The 16,291-nt window shown below is 47.0% G+C and carries 18 protein-coding genes; 12 read left to right on the top strand and 6 right to left on the bottom strand.

Annotation, left to right across the window (positions count from 1 at the left end; genetic code table 11):
- Positions 1–74: 74 nt before the first annotated feature.
- From G459_RS0110055 to G459_RS0110020, 7 genes are all read left to right on the top strand, one after another.
- Positions 75–1,247 carry an MFS transporter gene (locus tag G459_RS0110055; protein WP_026967544.1) on the top strand — a complete coding sequence of 391 codons (1,173 nt, stop codon included), beginning with the start codon at positions 75–77 and terminating at the stop codon, positions 1,245–1,247.
- Positions 1,244–1,963, top strand: coding sequence for an acyl-[acyl-carrier-protein] thioesterase (locus G459_RS0110050; RefSeq protein WP_026967543.1), 720 nt, complete (start codon positions 1,244–1,246; stop codon positions 1,961–1,963). The genes G459_RS0110055 and G459_RS0110050 overlap by 4 nt, the downstream gene beginning before the upstream one ends.
- 136 nt (positions 1,964–2,099) lie before the next feature.
- Entirely contained in the window at positions 2,100–3,155 is a 1,056-nt protein-coding gene (locus G459_RS0110045) for a c-type cytochrome (protein ID WP_026967542.1), read from the top strand.
- 537 nt (positions 3,156–3,692) lie between these two features.
- Positions 3,693–4,679: a fatty acid desaturase family protein gene (locus tag G459_RS0110035; RefSeq protein WP_051315160.1), complete on the top strand. Its 987-nt coding sequence runs from the start codon at positions 3,693–3,695 to the stop codon at positions 4,677–4,679.
- 12 nt (positions 4,680–4,691) lie between these two features.
- On the top strand, positions 4,692–5,885 hold the full coding sequence (locus tag G459_RS0110030) for a DEAD/DEAH box helicase (protein WP_026967540.1): 1,194 nt from the start codon (positions 4,692–4,694) through the stop codon (positions 5,883–5,885).
- A gap of 10 nt (positions 5,886–5,895) precedes the next feature.
- Complete coding sequence (locus G459_RS0110025) at positions 5,896–6,156, top strand: hypothetical protein (protein WP_026967539.1); 261 nt, start codon at positions 5,896–5,898, stop codon at positions 6,154–6,156.
- Positions 6,149–6,343 carry a cold-shock protein gene (locus G459_RS0110020; protein WP_026967538.1) on the top strand — a complete coding sequence of 65 codons (195 nt, stop codon included), beginning with the start codon at positions 6,149–6,151 and terminating at the stop codon, positions 6,341–6,343. Before G459_RS0110025 ends, G459_RS0110020 begins: the two co-directional genes overlap by 8 nt.
- 55 nt (positions 6,344–6,398) lie before the next feature.
- Here G459_RS0110020 and G459_RS0110015 read toward each other — a convergent pair whose 3' ends face one another.
- Complete coding sequence (locus tag G459_RS0110015) at positions 6,399–7,394, bottom strand: 2-hydroxyacid dehydrogenase (protein WP_026967537.1); 996 nt, start codon at positions 7,392–7,394, stop codon at positions 6,399–6,401.
- Between the two features lie 102 nt (positions 7,395–7,496).
- On the opposite strand from G459_RS0110015, the gene G459_RS0110010 reads away from it, so the two are divergent.
- Complete coding sequence (locus G459_RS0110010) at positions 7,497–7,931, top strand: Dabb family protein (protein WP_026967536.1); 435 nt, start codon at positions 7,497–7,499, stop codon at positions 7,929–7,931.
- Here G459_RS0110010 and G459_RS0110005 read toward each other — a convergent pair whose 3' ends face one another.
- From G459_RS0110005 to G459_RS0109985, 5 genes are all read right to left on the bottom strand, one after another.
- Positions 7,932–8,339: a hypothetical protein gene (locus G459_RS0110005; RefSeq protein ID WP_026967535.1), complete on the bottom strand. Its 408-nt coding sequence runs from the start codon at positions 8,337–8,339 to the stop codon at positions 7,932–7,934.
- Between the two features lie 156 nt (positions 8,340–8,495).
- A complete protein-coding gene (gene msrA, locus G459_RS0110000) occupies positions 8,496–9,605 on the bottom strand; it encodes a peptide-methionine (S)-S-oxide reductase MsrA (protein WP_026967534.1) in 1,110 nt (369 codons plus the stop codon).
- 240 nt (positions 9,606–9,845) lie between these two features.
- A complete protein-coding gene (locus G459_RS0109995) occupies positions 9,846–10,361 on the bottom strand; it encodes a hypothetical protein (RefSeq protein ID WP_026967533.1) in 516 nt (171 codons plus the stop codon).
- 94 nt (positions 10,362–10,455) lie between these two features.
- On the bottom strand, positions 10,456–11,808 hold the full coding sequence (locus G459_RS0109990; protein ID WP_026967532.1) for a sensor histidine kinase: 1,353 nt from the start codon (positions 11,806–11,808) through the stop codon (positions 10,456–10,458).
- Positions 11,798–13,186, bottom strand: a complete 1,389-nt coding sequence (locus G459_RS0109985; RefSeq protein WP_026967531.1) for a sigma-54-dependent transcriptional regulator — start codon at positions 13,184–13,186, stop codon at positions 11,798–11,800. The genes G459_RS0109990 and G459_RS0109985 overlap by 11 nt, the downstream gene beginning before the upstream one ends.
- Positions 13,187–13,252: 66 nt before the next feature.
- Between G459_RS0109985 and G459_RS29835 the strand changes: the two genes are divergently transcribed.
- From G459_RS29835 to G459_RS0109960, 4 genes are all read left to right on the top strand, one after another.
- Complete coding sequence (locus tag G459_RS29835) at positions 13,253–13,588, top strand: hypothetical protein (protein ID WP_157373307.1); 336 nt, start codon at positions 13,253–13,255, stop codon at positions 13,586–13,588.
- Complete coding sequence (locus G459_RS0109970) at positions 13,573–14,826, top strand: efflux RND transporter periplasmic adaptor subunit (RefSeq protein WP_026967530.1); 1,254 nt, start codon at positions 13,573–13,575, stop codon at positions 14,824–14,826. The genes G459_RS29835 and G459_RS0109970 overlap by 16 nt, the downstream gene beginning before the upstream one ends.
- Before the next feature lie 86 nt (positions 14,827–14,912).
- Positions 14,913–15,284: a four helix bundle protein gene (locus G459_RS0109965; RefSeq protein ID WP_026967529.1), complete on the top strand. Its 372-nt coding sequence runs from the start codon at positions 14,913–14,915 to the stop codon at positions 15,282–15,284.
- Positions 15,285–15,357: 73 nt separating this feature from the next.
- Positions 15,358–16,056 carry an ABC transporter ATP-binding protein gene (locus tag G459_RS0109960; RefSeq protein ID WP_026967528.1) on the top strand — a complete coding sequence of 233 codons (699 nt, stop codon included), beginning with the start codon at positions 15,358–15,360 and terminating at the stop codon, positions 16,054–16,056.
- The last annotated feature ends 235 nt before the right edge of the window (positions 16,057–16,291 follow it).

Genomic DNA, 16,291 nt, shown 5'->3' with positions numbered 1-16,291 from the left:
CTTCGCCGATTCTTTCCCGATTTGCCGGGCATTTTGGCTACCTTTGGGCACCTATTAAACCAACCTATTACGTCATGAATTACCTTTCTAAACGCCGTGTGGCTGTAGGATCGATGTTTTTTTTCGTCGGTCTTTGCTTCGCCACTTGGGCTTCCCGTATTCCCGATATCCAAACCAAGTTCGGTCTCTCTGAGGGCGAACTGGGGACTTTGCTGCTTTTTTTGCCGATAGGCTCTGTGATTGGACTGCCGATCGCTGGCTGGGCGGTGCATCGTTTTGGGAGTAGGGGAGTCAGTTTGTTTGGTGGAGTAGCTTATGCGCTGACCTTGCCATTGATCGGGTTGAGCACTTCTACTTGGATGCTGCTTCCTGTGCTGGTTTGCTACGGGATGCTGGGCAATGTGATGAACATCTCGCTGAATACACAGGGACTGAATCTCGAAGATCAGATGGGAAAAAGCATCTTGGCCTCATTTCACGGCCTTTGGAGTCTTGCCGGATTTACCGGAGCAGGATTAGGAGCGGCCTTGATTCTCCTGGATCTGACTCCCGCCCAGCATTTTGGAGTGGTGTCGGTCATTTCGATTGCCATTATATTGTCTGCCAAGAGCCTGATCGTCAAAGAAGAAAAGTCCTCGGAGGGGAGTGGGTTGGTCCTGAAGAAGCCAGACGCTCTGCTGCTACGGGTTAGCATGATTGCGTTTTTGGGGATGATGAGCGAGGGATGTATGTTCGACTGGAGTGGGGTTTATTTCAAAAAAGTGGTGTTGGCAGATCCTGCTCTCGTGGCTCTGGGATATGTGGCTTTCATGGGAGCAATGGCTTCCGGGCGGTTTTTCACGGACAAGCTTGCCGCCCGCTATACCAAGGTAGCAGTGATCCAGGTGAGTGGTCTGTTGATATTCATTGGCTTGCTTTTGTCGGTGTTTTTGCCCGTGGTTTGGGCAGCGACCTTGGGTTTTCTACTCGTTGGATTGGGAGTCGCATCGATCATCCCGCTTTCCTATGGAATCGCCGGGAGGTCCAAGCTCTATACTCCGAGTGTGGCGCTGGCTCTGGTATCGACGATCTCGTTTTTTGGATTTTTGTTAGGACCGCCTTTGATCGGATTTGTCGCTGAATTATTTGACTTAAAAATTTCTTTTGCTCTGGTTGCCATGTGTGGTTTGGGGATTTTGTTACTTTCGAGCTTTCGAAAGCAGGTGTTTTTGATACCGCCAAAATTCCCCAAGAAGGCCACTGCATGACATTACCCGAGAGTTTTCAGTTTTCCAAAGTATTTGAAGTAGGATCTTTTCAGGTTAATCCTGACGGAAAAATCAGCCTGACGTCCCTGGCGGATTTGTTTCAGGAGATTGCCTGGGCACATGCCGATTCAGCTGATTTTGGAAGAAATCTCTCAGAGATGAATCTGATGTGGGCTTTGGCTCGATTGGAAATCAACCTGCTGAAATTCCCCAAATGGGGAGAAACGATTCACCTGTTTACAGGTTCCAAAGGCGCTGACAAGCTTTTCGCTTTTCGGGATTTTATGGTTTGGGACGAGAGTGAACGTGTGTTGGCTCGGGGGATGTCTTCCTGGCTTTTGCTCAATTCCGGCACGAAACGCATTCATAAACCAGAAGCGATCCTGCCGCCGGCGCTTTTTGACCCCAACATGAAGCCAGACCGACAGCCGCACAAGTTGGTGGCGGCGGGAGATCTCATCGCGACGGAGGAGCTTAAGGTGCGCTTTTCTGATCTGGATCTGAACTATCATGTGAACAACACCAGCTACATCCGATGGGTGGAAAACTTCCTCGCAGATCAGGGGATCTATCCAAGCAACCTTTCTATCAATTATCTGGCTGAATGCCATAAAGATGACTTGGTAAAGCTGAAGCTATTTGATAATCGGGAAGTTAAATTTATTGAGGGGAGAGTTGGCGAAAAATTGGTTTTTATTGTTCGCTTCCAGAGTTAATCTCACCCACAAAAAGATGAGAATAGACCTTCCGGGTGTGTTTTTCTCAGACAGTGCGGTTTTATTTGGAGAAGACACTCAGTTTTTTTGATTCGGAAACTCCCGAGTTTGTACATTTCAGGGAGTATTTAGCCAAATGAAGCGCGATTTTCTTTCCTCGATTTCTGACCTCATCGGATTGTTGGCACTCTTGACTTTATCCGTCGGAGTGATTGGATTTGCAATCTTCCTATTCGAGAGCGGTGTGCATTTTTCCGATGAAGTAGTGCCCATAGACTCAGTCAAGGTGGAAGATAAATCGATCCTCGCGCTGAACCCTCTGGCCGACGCCGGAAGCATGTGGCAAGCTCCTGATTGGAGTACCGTGGATGCAGAAGCCAATGCCGCTGAGATCAAATACGGGAAAGAACTGATCGCGAATACCGCTGAATTTTTTGGTCCCGAAGGAACAGTCAAAGTAATGTCCAACGGGATGAATTGCCAAAATTGCCATTTGAAGGCGGGAACAGCTCCTCTGGGCAACAATTATAGCGCTGTGTTTTCAACCTATCCAAAGATGCGGGCGCGATCAGGCACTGTCGAAGACATCCAAAAACGGATCAATGATTGCTTTCAAAGAAGCCTCAACGGACAGCCCCTGGTACCTGAGTCCAGGGAGATGAAGGCGATGGCGGCTTATATCAATTGGCTGGGGAAGGATGTGGAGAAGGGAAAAGCTCCGGCTGGCGGGGGAATCTACGAATTGCCGCTACTGGATCGTGCCGCTGATCCGGCAAAGGGGAAGATCGTATATCAAAATCACTGTCAAAAATGCCACTCAGACGATGGGCAGGGGGAGCCCATTCCTGACGAGTCCGGTAAGAAATATCCGCCTCTCTGGGGGAAACAAAGCTATACCAATGCGGCAGGCTTGTTTAGACTTTCCCGCTTTGCAGGCTTCGTGAAGGCAAATATGCCGTTTGGAACCACTTTTGAAAAGCCGGTTTTGACTGACGAAGAGGCCTGGGATGTAGCTGCTTATGTAAACAGTCTCGAAAGACCTGAGAAGTATTTTGCTCAGGACTGGCCGGATATTTCCAAAAAACCGATAGATCATCCTTTTGGACCCTTCGCGGATGAATTTGATGAAAGTCAACACAAGTTGGGGCCTTTTAAACCTATCCAAGCAGCTAGAGCCGAACCGAAAAAATGAAAGACAATGACATCCAGTCGACGGTATCGTCTAAGTCGAATAAAGCTACAGCTTTTGGGTATTCAGATTTTTAAAAACCATGTCATTTCGCGGTTTTCCTCAAAAATGATCCATAGAAGAGGTTTTATTCTCCGGGAGACGACCAAACCATTCGGGCTGATTTCCCAATTAATTAGGAAAAGCAAATAGTTTTCCCCACCTTTGTCGCGTCGAAGAAATGTTTTCGATACTTGATATCAAGTTAGCATCGGTGAAACACCTGCATTAAGTAGCAAATCAAGAGTTCTCCATTCAAAAGGTTTTAATTCTTCTTCTTCTACTTTTTTGATTCTATAAATGGCCCTTGTCATTTTGAATTAAAATCGGCAGTTTTAAAAATCCTTTACGAGCACCCAAGATTTCTCTTACTTAAATCGCCTTATTATTAAGACTATTCGTTTCTCCGAATCAGAACTTTCTGATTTCTCAATAACTCTCAAGAGCAGAGTTAACAATTATTTCAAAGCCACCCAGAAATCCAAGTATGCCAATAGAGAGATGGTCATCAAGACTGTCGTCATGGTATCGCTTTATTTCACCCCCATCATTCTTATCGCAACGGGAGTAGCGAATCAAACTTGGCAACTCTTCGCCTGCTACATTCTGAGCGGGTTTGGCATGGCTGGAATCGGGATGGGCGTCATGCACGACGCCATTCACGGATCTTTTTCCAAAAACGCTATGGTCAACAAACTGTTAGGCTATACGCTTAATATGGTTGGCGCCAACGCTCAAGTCTGGAAAATCCAACACAATGTACTTCATCATTCCTACACGAATATTTCTGAAGGGGACGATGATATCAATGCACCGTTTTTCCTTAGATTTTCTCCAAATGCTGAGAAAAATGCACTTCATCCGTATCAACATTGGTATACATGGTTTTTCTATGGTTTGTCTACCGTATCGTGGGTGACTTCTAAAGACTTTGTACGCTTGACCCGATACTATAAAATGGGGTTGATGAAAGGTAAAAATGTATACAGAAACTCAGTATTGAAGATTATTGCCTGGAAGCTTGTTTATTTTGCATTCATCTTAGGTTTGCCTATTGCTTTTTCTCCTTTTGGTATAGGAGAGATTTTACTTGCTTATTTAATACTCCATTTTATTACGGGATTGAGTATTTCTCTGGTTTTCCAAACGGCGCACATCATGCCAAATGTGGATTTTCCAGAGGCAGATGAGCATGGAATCGTAGAAGGTGAGCGTATGCTTCACCAGTTGGTTACTACTTCTAATTATTCCGAAGGAAGCCGGGTTTTTGCCTGGATGATCGGAGGATTAAATCATCAAGTAGAGCATCACTTGTTTCCCGATATCTGTCACGTACACTATCGGAAAATTGCCCCGATTGTAAAAGCCACCGCGGCCGAATACAATATCCCTTATCATACAAAAAAGACATTTTTTGATGCTTTGAAGTCCCACTTTGAAATGCTCCGATACTTGGGCAATTCTGAAATGGTCCCCGTCAAGGCCTGATTAAATCCAATCATGAACAATACAAGAAAAAATAATTCACCTGCCGGCTCTCCCCGAGGTGGGAATGCAGACCGTAGGCAAGTGAAAAAGAAAAAAGAGTCCACGCTGGATCCAAAGCTATTTGTGAAAAAGGCCAAGCCAAGCGGACAGGCCGGTTTCCGGACAGAAAAAACCTTCGTGGATCTGAATCTCAACGAAAGACTGCTGGCAAACATCCTGGCCAAAGGCTACCAAACACTGACTACCATTCAGGAGCAATCTATCCTGCCTCTGTTGGACGGTCGGGATATGATGGCCATCTCCAAGACAGGTTCCGGAAAGACCGCTGCCTTTTTGATTCCGATCATCGAGCATGCACTTAAGGATCCAAGGAACTACACCGCATTGGTGGTGACTCCAACCCGCGAACTTGCACTGCAAATCGAGGAAGAGTTTAAGACTCTCACGACCGGATTACATCTGTACTCGGCCTCTTTTATCGGAGGTACGAATATAAACTCGGACTACAAGCAACTGGAGCGAAAGCTGCAGGTGGTGGTAGGCACCCCGGGTCGATTGCTGGATCTTTCTGACCGAAAATTGCTTAAATTGAATCAGGTCAACACCCTGGTTTTGGACGAATTTGACAGAATGCTCGATATGGGCTTTGTCAATGATGTGAAAAAACTGGTGAACCTGATCGGAAAGCGCGATCAAACCCTGCTTTTCTCCGCCACATTAGAGCCTGGACAAAAGCAACTGATCTCAACGCTGCTTCACAATCCGATCGAAGTCATCGTGGAGAACGCCGGAGGCACCAACGAAAATATCGAGCAGCAGACAGTCAAAGTGCCGGAAGGTGCCGAAAAGGTCGACATGCTCATCAGTATGTTGAAGAGCCCCGACATGGAGAAAGTCATTCTCTTCACTGAAACCAAACGTCTCGCCGACAGGTTAGCAAAGAAACTGGCTCAGGCTGGAATCACGGCCGGGCAGATTCACGGAGATAAATCCCAGAACTTCAGGGTCAGGATGATCGATGAGTTCAAGAACGGGACTATACGCGTACTGGTGGCTACGGATGTCGCTGCCAGAGGTATCGATGTAGCTGATGTGTCACACGTGATCAACTATCAGCTACCGATGACAATGGATGCTTACATCCATCGTATCGGCAGGACTGGCCGGGCCGGCAAGATCGGCCACGCCATCACTTTTGTAAATTAAAATCTGACCTATGTCTAAAAATCAAAACACATTCATTAAAAAACAAAAGGCAGAACTGAAGAAGCGGAAGCAAAAGGAAAAGCTTGAAAAGAAGCTGGAGCGTAAAGCACAGCCTAAGGATGGCAGCCTCGACAATATGATCGCTTACGTCGATGAGTTTGGAAACTTCTCTGACACTCCTCCGGAACCGCCAATCGTCAAAAAAACAAATTCAACACAAACAAATCAAAACCGAGTAAAAACAAATCAAAATTTCAGAAATCATGAATGAAGGAACAGTAAAATTCTTTAACACTACCAAAGGCTTTGGATTCATTACTCCAGATGACAACAGTGAAGATGTATTCGTACACCACAGCGGTCTGGTACACGAAATCCGTGAAAACGACAAAGTAAAGTACGACTTGGTACAAGGAAAGAAAGGCATCAATGCCGTAAACGTAAAGGTGGTCCGTTAATCGGAAACTTTACTGACCTAAATCCCCGCAGGCTTACCGGCGGGGATTTTTGCGTTTAAGAGGCTTTCACTTCATTAGCCAGCTCTTCGCCCTTTTCAAAAGCCGTGATGTTCTCCAGCGTGGTTTTGGAGATTTGCTCCAGAGCCTCCTTGGTTAGGAAAGCCTGATGGCCGGTTACCAGCACGTTGGGAAAAGTCATCAGTCGCGCAATCTGCTCGTCCTGCATGATTTCTTCGGAAAGATTTTTAAAGAAAATATTCTCCTCCTGCTCGTATACGTCAATCCCGAGATACCCGATTTTCTTGTTTTTCAACGCCTTGATCACGGCCTTCGTTTCGATCAAGGCACCGCGGCTGGTATTGATCAACGCGACACCGTCCCGCATCAGAGCGATACTTTTGGCGTTGATGAGATGGTGTGTCTCCGGAGTAAGTGGGCAGTGGAGCGAGATGATATGGCTGCTGGCTAGCACTTCGGCCAAAGGGAGATAAGTCACCCCCATTTGCTTCATTTCCTCATTTTCGATGACATCGTAGGCCACGATCTTGCAGCCAAAGCCATTCGCAATCCGACAGAACGCACGCCCAATTGCACCGGTCCCGATCACGCCGATCGTCTTGCCATGGATGTTTACCCCCGTCAGACCCTCAAGGGAGAAGTTGTTTTCCCGGACACGGTTATAGGCTTTGTGGGTTTTCCTGGACAAGGTCAGAATCAGAGCAAATGCATGCTCGGCCACTGCTTCGGGACTATAAGCCGGGACGCGGACGACTTTGATTCCATGCGCTGCAGCAGCTTTTAGGTCGATTTGATTGTATCCGGCACATCGGAGGGCAATCAGCTTGATGCCAAGATTATCCAGTTTTTTCATGACTGCCTCGTCGATGTGATCGTTGACAAAAGAACAGATCGCTTGGTGACCTTCTGCAAGGGAAACGGTGTGCAAGTCCAGTTTGACTTCGAAGTAACCGAAACTGTGCCGAGAATCAGTTAGTGCGCGGTCAAAGCTCTGACGGTCATAGGATTTGGTGCTGAAGCAGGCGACTTTCATTTAATTTTTCAGTTAATATTCTTCATTAAAATTCTTCACTTAGACTCAATACTTGGCTGATTAACGTTGATTTCTTTTTAGTTTCAAGAAAAAAATCACACTATGAAAAAACTCCTTTATCTCATCCCTATTGTTCTTTTCTGGTCTTGCGCCGAACCTAAGACAGTGGAAACCACCGAAGAAACCCCAATCGAAACACCCTCAACCCCCACAGAAGTAGCCATGACAGATTCCGTCCTCCGTCACGTTGTTCTTTTTGGATTCAAAGAAACCGCCTCTCCCGAGGAGGTACAAAAGATCATCGATGCTTTCAAAGCCCTTCCTTCGCAGATCTCCGAAATCAAAGGATTTGAATGGGGAACCAACAACAGTCCGGAGGGCCTGAACCAAGGCTTAACCCATGCGTTTACGCTGACTTTCCATTCCGAAGCTGATCGGGACGCATATCTGCCACATCCTTCTCATAAGGCTTTTGGCGACGTCATCGGATCTAGTCTGGACAAGGTTACCGTGGTTGATTATTGGACTAAGCCCTGATCAACGGTCCACGGGTAAGGTGCCTCCGTCTGTCTTGACAGATTCAGCGGCATTGATTACCTCTGTCACTACAAACTCACTGGTGCCTCTCCAAGGCAATATGCCATTGTATTCCCTATAGCGCAGTTCGAGGTGTTTGCCCGAATTGCGCTCTAATACGCTGGCTACCTCGGGGTCGATCACGCTAAACCGGAATTCGTTGCTTTGCAATGCTCCGGAGGTGGGACTTTGAAACCCTTCCTGAACCATCCGCCCTTCCCAGGTCTTGAAGATCACTCCCTTTTTTACAAAATAGTTGAGGCTGCCGGCCTTGACGCCTTCACCGAAGACAAAATAGAACTTCCACCAAAAAAAGATTCCGAGTACCAAGACGAGAACCAGACCGGTGATCCAGGCGAATTTTTTCATATTTCAAGAAAATGTTTGATTAAATATACTCAGTGAACTGATTTAATTTATCACACTCAAAAAAGTTGATCCAAAAAAAGAAGCGCCCGAGGACGCTTCTTTTTAGCTATAGCCAGTTTTTTTGGATGTTAGGGAGTTAAAAATCTGAGGGCGAGATCAATCTACCAGCCATACGTAATCTCCATAGCCCTTTGCTTCCATTTCGCCTTTTGGGATGAATTTCATAGCGGCAGAGTTCATGCAGTATCTCAGATTTGTCGGTTCCGGGCCGTCATAGAAAGAGTGGCCTAGGTGGCTCTTGCCGTATTTGCTCCGAATCTCCACTCGGGTCATTCCGTCTGTCTTGTCGATGGGTTTATCCAGCGCTCTGGCGTCGATAGGCTTGGTGAAGCTCGGCCAGCCAGATCCTGATTCGTATTTGTCTTTGGAACTGAACAGTGGTGCGCCGGATACAATGCAGACGTAGATTCCGGATTCGTGATTGTCATTGTATTCGTTTTTGAAGGAAAATTCTGTCGCATTCTCCATCGTGACCTGATACTGGAGCGGGGTGAGGGACTTTTTCAAATCGGCCTTCGATGCAGCCGGATATACTCCCTCGCTGATAGCAGGCCAGTTGGTCAGGATGCATTCCTGTCTGCCGCTTCCGATTTTGTAGGCTTTGTATTCTTCGGGATTCTTATCCGAGTAGTCTTGATGATAGTCCTCGGCCGCGTAGAAATTTGTGTATTTGATAATCGGGGTTGCAATCGGTTTCTTGAACTTGCCAGATTGGTCCAGACGCGCCTTGCTCTCTTCCGCTACTTTCTTCTGGCTGTCGTTGTGGAAGAAGATGGCCGACTCATACTGAGAGCCTCTGTCAAAGAAAGATCCGCCGACATCAGTAGGATCGAAGGTTTGCCAAAAGATGTCCACCAGTTCGGAGTAGGAGATGACTTCCGGATCGAAAGTGATCTGAATTGACTCCCTGTGAGAAGTCTTGCCCGAGGATACTTCTGCGTATGTCGGATTCTTTTCTTTGCCGCCTGAGTAGCCCGATACGACAGATATTACGCCGTCCACGTCCTCGAATGGGGCTTCTACGCACCAAAAACATCCGCCTGCAAAAGTCGCCAGTTGAGTTTTGGAGGAAAATACCTCTTTGTTTTCTGAATCGGCATTGACTTCGGCAGCACCTGCCGTTTCGGAGGGTGTATTTCCGCAGGCCATCAATAGGCCTACTATCAAACTCATCATAAGTGTCGCTGAGGTTTTTGAGTTTTGCATGATTAAAGCAATGTGTTGAACTTGTCTTTTTTGTTCTGACTACGGGGGAAACGCTTTAGAAGGCGTTTCAGTTTCGGATATGCTGTTAAATGGTGTTAGTACCATTCGGGCTAAAGTACGCAGGAAGCCGGGAATCGGATTTATATCGGCGACAAAAGTCGGTGTGACGGTAAAAGTCGGTTAGCGTTTTTATCGAATGAAAAGCTGAAAATATAAGATGAAAGAGCAGCAACGCCCACCTTAGACAAGGTGCTTTGAAAAGAACTCCTTCAGTCGCTTGGCTTCGCTGTCGTCGACCTTCTTGTCCTCCAGTACTTTATCGACGATTTCAAACATTTCATCAAAGGGAGACTGCGATCTCAGATGGCTGTTTTTTTCGAGCCATTGGTTGAGTTTATATATTTCGTAGGTGTTGATATCGCCACTTGCCAGTACGCCATGGAAGAGGCCTTTGAGAAAATGTAGATTGGAACTTTGGTCAGCTTCGCACGCGATCTCTTCCAGAAATGCAATCAGGAGCCGCTTGATCTGCTCCATTTCCTCAGAGTTGACTTTGCCTCCATCGATGATCGGCCTGATGTCCTCATACAATCTCTGAAACGCCTTGATCTTGCAGAGCGGCTCATAATCCCTGCACCAGTTTTTCAATACCTGAAATTCGTTCCAGTTGACCACTCCGTCCAAGGTGATGCCATAGATCAATCCTGAGAGCTCAAATGCTGCGTTTTTCGCTTCGGTGTCAATTGAATTTTCCATCTGGAAGTTTTTCCAGAATTTACAATCAATCCCGCTAAGATGCTCGAATTGAGGAGGTTTTTTTCAAAACAGAATGAAAACCCCTCCTGAAATCCTATCTAAAATTCAGCGAAAATATAGTGCGCTCATTTGGCACGGAAGTCACCTGAAGACTTCCCCGGTGCAGGTTCATGATCTGTCTGGAGATTGCCAGCCCGATACCTGATCCGGTTTTTTTGGTGGTATAGAATGGGACAAAAATCCGCTCCAGCGCTTCAGGGATAATTCCGGTGCCGTTATCCTCAACCTGAATCGTCGTACCCAAATCCCCCTGGCCCAATGCCCGAAGAATGATCAGGCGGTCTGCCTGATTTTGAATGGACTCCAGCGCATTTTTGACCAAATTGATCAGAATCATTGTGATCTGATCCGAGTCACAAAGCACTTCCAATTCCACGGGAACGATCTCGATTTGGACGTCGATGTGTTTGGATTTTAGCTCTTCTTTCATCAATCCGATCACATGTTCGAACAGTGTTCTGACCGCCACCAATTCCTTTTTGGGTTCAGGAATATTGGTGTAATCCCGATAGGCGTTCACAAACGTGACCAACCCTTTGCTTCGGTTGGCTATGGTGTCCAACCCTTCTTGGATGTCCTGAAAACCGTCCCGCTTGATCAGCATGCCTTCTTGCTGCACATAGCTGTCCTCGTCCAGGATGGTTCGGAGTGACTCTACCAGACTCGAGATCGGTGTGATCGAATTCATGATCTCATGCCGAAGTACCTTGGTCAGATTTTGCCAAGCTTCCAGCTCGTTGGACTGGAGTTCGGCGTTGATGTTTTGCAGGGAAAGCAGAGACCAGCTTTGGCCGCTCATCTTGAGCGAAGCGGATTGGATGATCAAGTGAAGGCTGTTGTTCACCCGAAAGGAGATCCGCTGTCCCGGCTTCATGTCGGTGACTTCTTTGAGAAGTTTGGGTGACAGCCTGCCCAGATCGGTGATGTCTCTGAACTGTGGGATCTGGAGCAGATGCTTTGCGGCGTTGTTGATCACGCCGATTTTTCCCTCTGCATTAAAGGAAATAATGCCCGTATTGATGTGTTGAATGATGATCTGGAGAAAGAGCATCTGCTCTTCCTTCTCAGCACGGGTCTGCTTGAAGACATCCATGACTTCATTGAAAGCCTTGTTCACCTCCCGAAATGAACCGCCCATCTTGCTGTCGGAGGTAAACGACGATGAAAAGTCTGTGAATCGGATCGAGTCTAGGAAGCGCGCCAGTTTGTGGTTGATCGAGTTGACGTAATAGATCATCTCACCGGTCAGAAAGGCGACGATCAGTGCCAGGATAGCAGGGGCAAGCCACAAATCCTGGACATAGAAAAGCCAGATACCTAAAAACAAACAGATGGTAATCAGGATGATCCGGATGGTGATTCCGATCGAAAATCTTTTATAGACCATATTTCTCCAGTCTTCGGTAAAGCGAGGATCGCGTCAACCCAAGCTCATCCGCCGCCCTGGTAATGTGACCGTTGTGCTTCTGAAGCGCTTTTCTGATCAATATCCGCTCTACGTCTTCGATATTTAAATGCTCCAGACTGACAGATTCCTCCTTTTGATCGGGTTGGGCCATCTTTTGCAAAAACAAATCTTCTGGCTGAAGCACGTTGTGATTGCTCATGATGACGGCACGCTCGATGCTGTGCTGGAGTTCACGGATATTCCCCGGCCAGTGGTACTTCATCATCCGCTTCACCAGCGGTTCGGATGCCTTGCGGATGTCTTTGTTGTACTTTTTGGAGTAAAAAGAAATGAAATGATCCGCCAAAAGTGGAATATCGTCGACCCGTTCCCGCAAGGGCGGAAGTTGGATCTCGATTGTGTTGATCCGATAAAGCAAATCCTGCCGGAAGGTGTTTTCATAGACCATGTTGTGCACCGGCAGATTGGTGGCAGAGATCAGACGGATGTTGACATCCACCGGACGGTTAGCGCCCACGCGAGTGACCTGTCTGTTTTGTAGGACTGCCAAAAGCTTCGCTTGCAGCGGCAGCGGTAGGTTTCCGATTTCATCGAGAAAAAGCGTCCCTTTGTGGGCTTGCTCAAACCTGCCGGCACGATCCTCTTTGGCGTCGGTAAAGGACCCTTTTTTGTGACCAAAGAGTTCTGATTCGAAGAGCGTCGAGGTGATCGATCCCAGATCTACGCCCACGAAGGCTTCCCGGTTCCTGCGTGAATGACGGTGAATCGCCCGAGCTATGAGTTCTTTTCCAGTTCCGTTTTCACCCAAGATCAGCACATTGGCGTCCGTGGCAGCGACCCGTTCGATCGTTTCAAAGACTTTTTGCATGGTGGCACTTTGGCCTATGATGTCTTTGAACTTGTTGTCGATGTCCTGCTGGAGCGTGTCCTTCTGGTCTTTCAGCAGGTTGACCTCCATTTTCTTCTGGCGAAGTTTCAATGCCGAATTCAGCGTAGCCAGTAGGCGCTCATTTTCCCAAGGCTTGAGGACAAAGTCAGTAGCACCTTCTTTGATCGCCCGCACCGCCAGATTGACATCTCCGTACGCGGTGATCAGGACGACGACCGCCGAGGGGTCTAGTTCCAGTATCCTGTCCAGCCAATAGAAACCTTCCTGTCCTGAGCTCACATCTTTGGTGAAATTCATGTCCAGGAGGATCACATCGTAGGATTCGTTGTGCGTTAAGATAGGAAGCAGGTCGGGGTTGCTCTCGGTGTCGACCTGAGCAAAATGCCTCTTTAGAAAAATCTTCGCTGCCTTTAGGAGGTCCTCGTTGTCATCTACGATGAGAATTTTACCGAATCGTTGGTCATTCATGAATAAAGGCGGTTATGTTTTTTGCTGTTTGTTGAAAAGTTGAAAGACGGCAGATCGGAGAACGAGGTGGCAAAACCCTACTCGAAGCTAGATCATCTTCTGTCTCCCTTCTTTCCAAAAGTTTGCCGCTTTTTTGTACTTGTAGAATTCGACCAAAAAGTGCCATTTTCGGACGATTTGAGCAGTTTTTGGCTTCAACTTTTCCTTGAAGAAGGTAGGAAGAAAAAACCGTCTTTGATTCACTTTTGTTCGGTGGCGGACGAAAATGTTCGAGAGTCGAAAACTGCATTTTCTGCAAATGCTGTTTTGGAGTGCCCTGAGGCAATTTTTTGCATGGCACAACCTTTGGCACATGGAGGACGAGCCGAGAATGGCATTTTCACACAATGGATAGAAAAATAGAAAAGAAAACCTGGACTCTCCGAAGAATCGCTGCCGTAGCCGGTGGCGCCGTTTTATTGGGGGGAATTATTTACCAGATCGGATTTGCAGACCACAGATCCACGATGAATGTTGATCAGGAACGATTGAGCATCGCAACAGTTTCCAAAGGGGAGTTTACCGATTACATCCTCGTGTCTGGACAGATCGAGCCCTCCCGAACCGTCTATCTGGACGCGATCGAAGGGGGAGTGGTAGACCAGGTCGTGCGTGAATCAGGAGCTCTGCTGAAAAAAGGAGACACCATCCTAGTTCTCAACAACTCCAACCTTCAACTGGACGTGATGCAGCGCGAGACGATGCTCTACGAACAAATCAACAACCTCAGACAGACCCGCCTTTTCTTGGATCAAAATGACTTGGTGCAGTTGGGTCAGCTGGCAGAGATAGATTATCAAATTAGCTTGCTCGAGCCTCAGTATAAAAGATTCAAAGAGCTTCACTCGAAGAAGTTGGTCTCTGACCGGGAATTTGAAGAAGTGAAGGAGCAATACGAGTACAACCTGAAAAGAAAGGAGTTGACCTATAAGTCCTATAAGAGTGATTCGATGGCAAGGTCCTATCAGCTGACGCAACTTCGCCAGTCTGAAGGCAGGATGAATGCTTCGCTGAACGGAGTTGGAAATATCCTGAATAACCTGGTCATCACAGCACCGATTGCGGGTCAGCTAGCCACTCCGGATCAACTTGAGATAGGGCAGGCGATCAACCCAGGTCAGCGCTATGGACAGATAGATATCCTGGATGAGTTTAAAGTCAGGGTGCCAATCGATGAACTTTATCTTCCGAGGATCAGCGTCGGACTACGAGGCAAGTTTACACTGAGTGGTAAGGATCACGAGTTGGAGATCAGCAAAAGCTATCCTACTATTACCAACAGCCGCTTTGAGGTAGACATGGTGTTCACCGGAGAGAGTCCTGAGGGAATCCGCCGCGGGCAGAGTGTCAGAATCCGTCTGGAACTGGGTCAAAAAGAAACCAGCCTTCTCCTGCCAACCGGTGGATTCTTCAAAGATACCGGAGGAAACTGGGTCTTTGTAGTTAATCCAACGACGGGTGTAGCAGAAAAGCGCAACATCCGCTTGGGTAGAAAGAATCCGGAATTCTATGAAGTTCTTGAAGGTCTGACTGAGGGTGAAAAAGTCATTGTCAGCGGCTACGAGAACTTTGGTACCAACGAAATTCTAGAGCTAAAATGATGGGCGCCAGATGCCAGATGCTGGGTGCTGGATGTGGGCTGAGAAGCTAATGGCTCGCTTTGATATTACAAATAGCTGCTAGAGATATGGAGGGAAAATACGAGCCGGAGTTTAAATTTGAGAAACTTCAGATATGGCAAAAGGCCATGGACTTTGGTGAGGACATATTCAAGACGAGTTCTTCTTTTCCTAAGGAAGAGCTATACAACCTTGTTTCTCAAATCAGAAGAGCGACAGATTCCATTGCATTAAACATTTCTGAAGGTTCTATCGAACAGTCGTCCTTGGAGTTTAAAAGGTTTTTGAATTATGCGATAAGATCTTTAGCCGAAGTAGTTACCTGCCTTCACAAGGCTAAAAGAAGGTTCTACATTGACGAATTACAATTTGAAAAATTATATAAAGAGGCATTCCACTTAATGAATATGATGCTCGCCTTTAAATCAAAAATAAACTAACAACTAACACTAATCAGAATTTGGAATTCCGGTTTCGGACATCCAACACCCATCATCAAACATCTAACAACTTATGCAAAACGTAATCAAAACCGTCGCCCTCAGAAAGATGTATGCTACTGAGGAAGTAGAAACCACCGCTTTGGATGGAATCCAAATTGAAATCAAGAAAGGCGAATTTGTCGCCATCATGGGCCCTTCAGGCTGTGGTAAATCCACCCTGCTGAATATCATCGGGCTCTTGGACAATCCGGATGGTGGAGAATATTTTTTCCTGGATCAGGAAGTTGCCAAGTTTTCGGAGCGCCAAAGATCTGCTTTGAGAAAGGGCAACATTGGCTTTGTGTTCCAATCATTCAACCTGATCGATGAGCTGACTGTGTTTGAAAACGTGGAGCTCCCGCTTCTTTACCTCAAGGTTCCTTCAGATGAGCGGAAGAAAAAAGTGGAAGAAGTACTGACCCGCATGAACATCATGCACCGAAGAAACCACTTCCCTCAGCAGCTGTCAGGTGGTCAGCAGCAGCGTGTGGCGATCGCCCGAGCAATCGTCGCCAAGCCTTCCGTGATCCTCGCCGATGAACCTACCGGTAACTTGGATTCAACTAACGGTGAAGAAGTGATGCGTCTCTTGGAAGAACTCAACAACGAAGGGACTACCATCGTGATGGTAACGCACTCTCCGCATGATGCAAACTACGCCCACCGAATCATCAACGTGTTCGATGGCAAAGTAGTGACGGAGAATATCCGGGAGCAGTTTCACGTTTAATGCGGGATGCTTGATGACCGATGTTGGATGATTCGATTGATCATGCGGCATCGGCCATTTTTTGTTTTTTCCCTTCCTCAACAATCCTTACCATCGCAGCTGCCCACTGGCCACTGCAACTGCCTACTAAAAAAAAAACCGCCCGCCAGCGAACAAACAGTCCCTTGGCGGACAGAGCCAAAAAACGAAAAAGGCCTGGGAGCGACTCTCAGACCTTTTTTTGTGTGCTGGCACT

Origin of the sequence: Algoriphagus terrigena DSM 22685 (genome assembly GCF_000429445.1) — a bacterium.
In the GTDB taxonomy this organism is placed as follows: Bacteria; Bacteroidota; Bacteroidia; order Cytophagales; family Cyclobacteriaceae; genus Algoriphagus; species Algoriphagus terrigena.
This window is presented reverse-complemented; position numbering and strand designations above follow the sequence as displayed.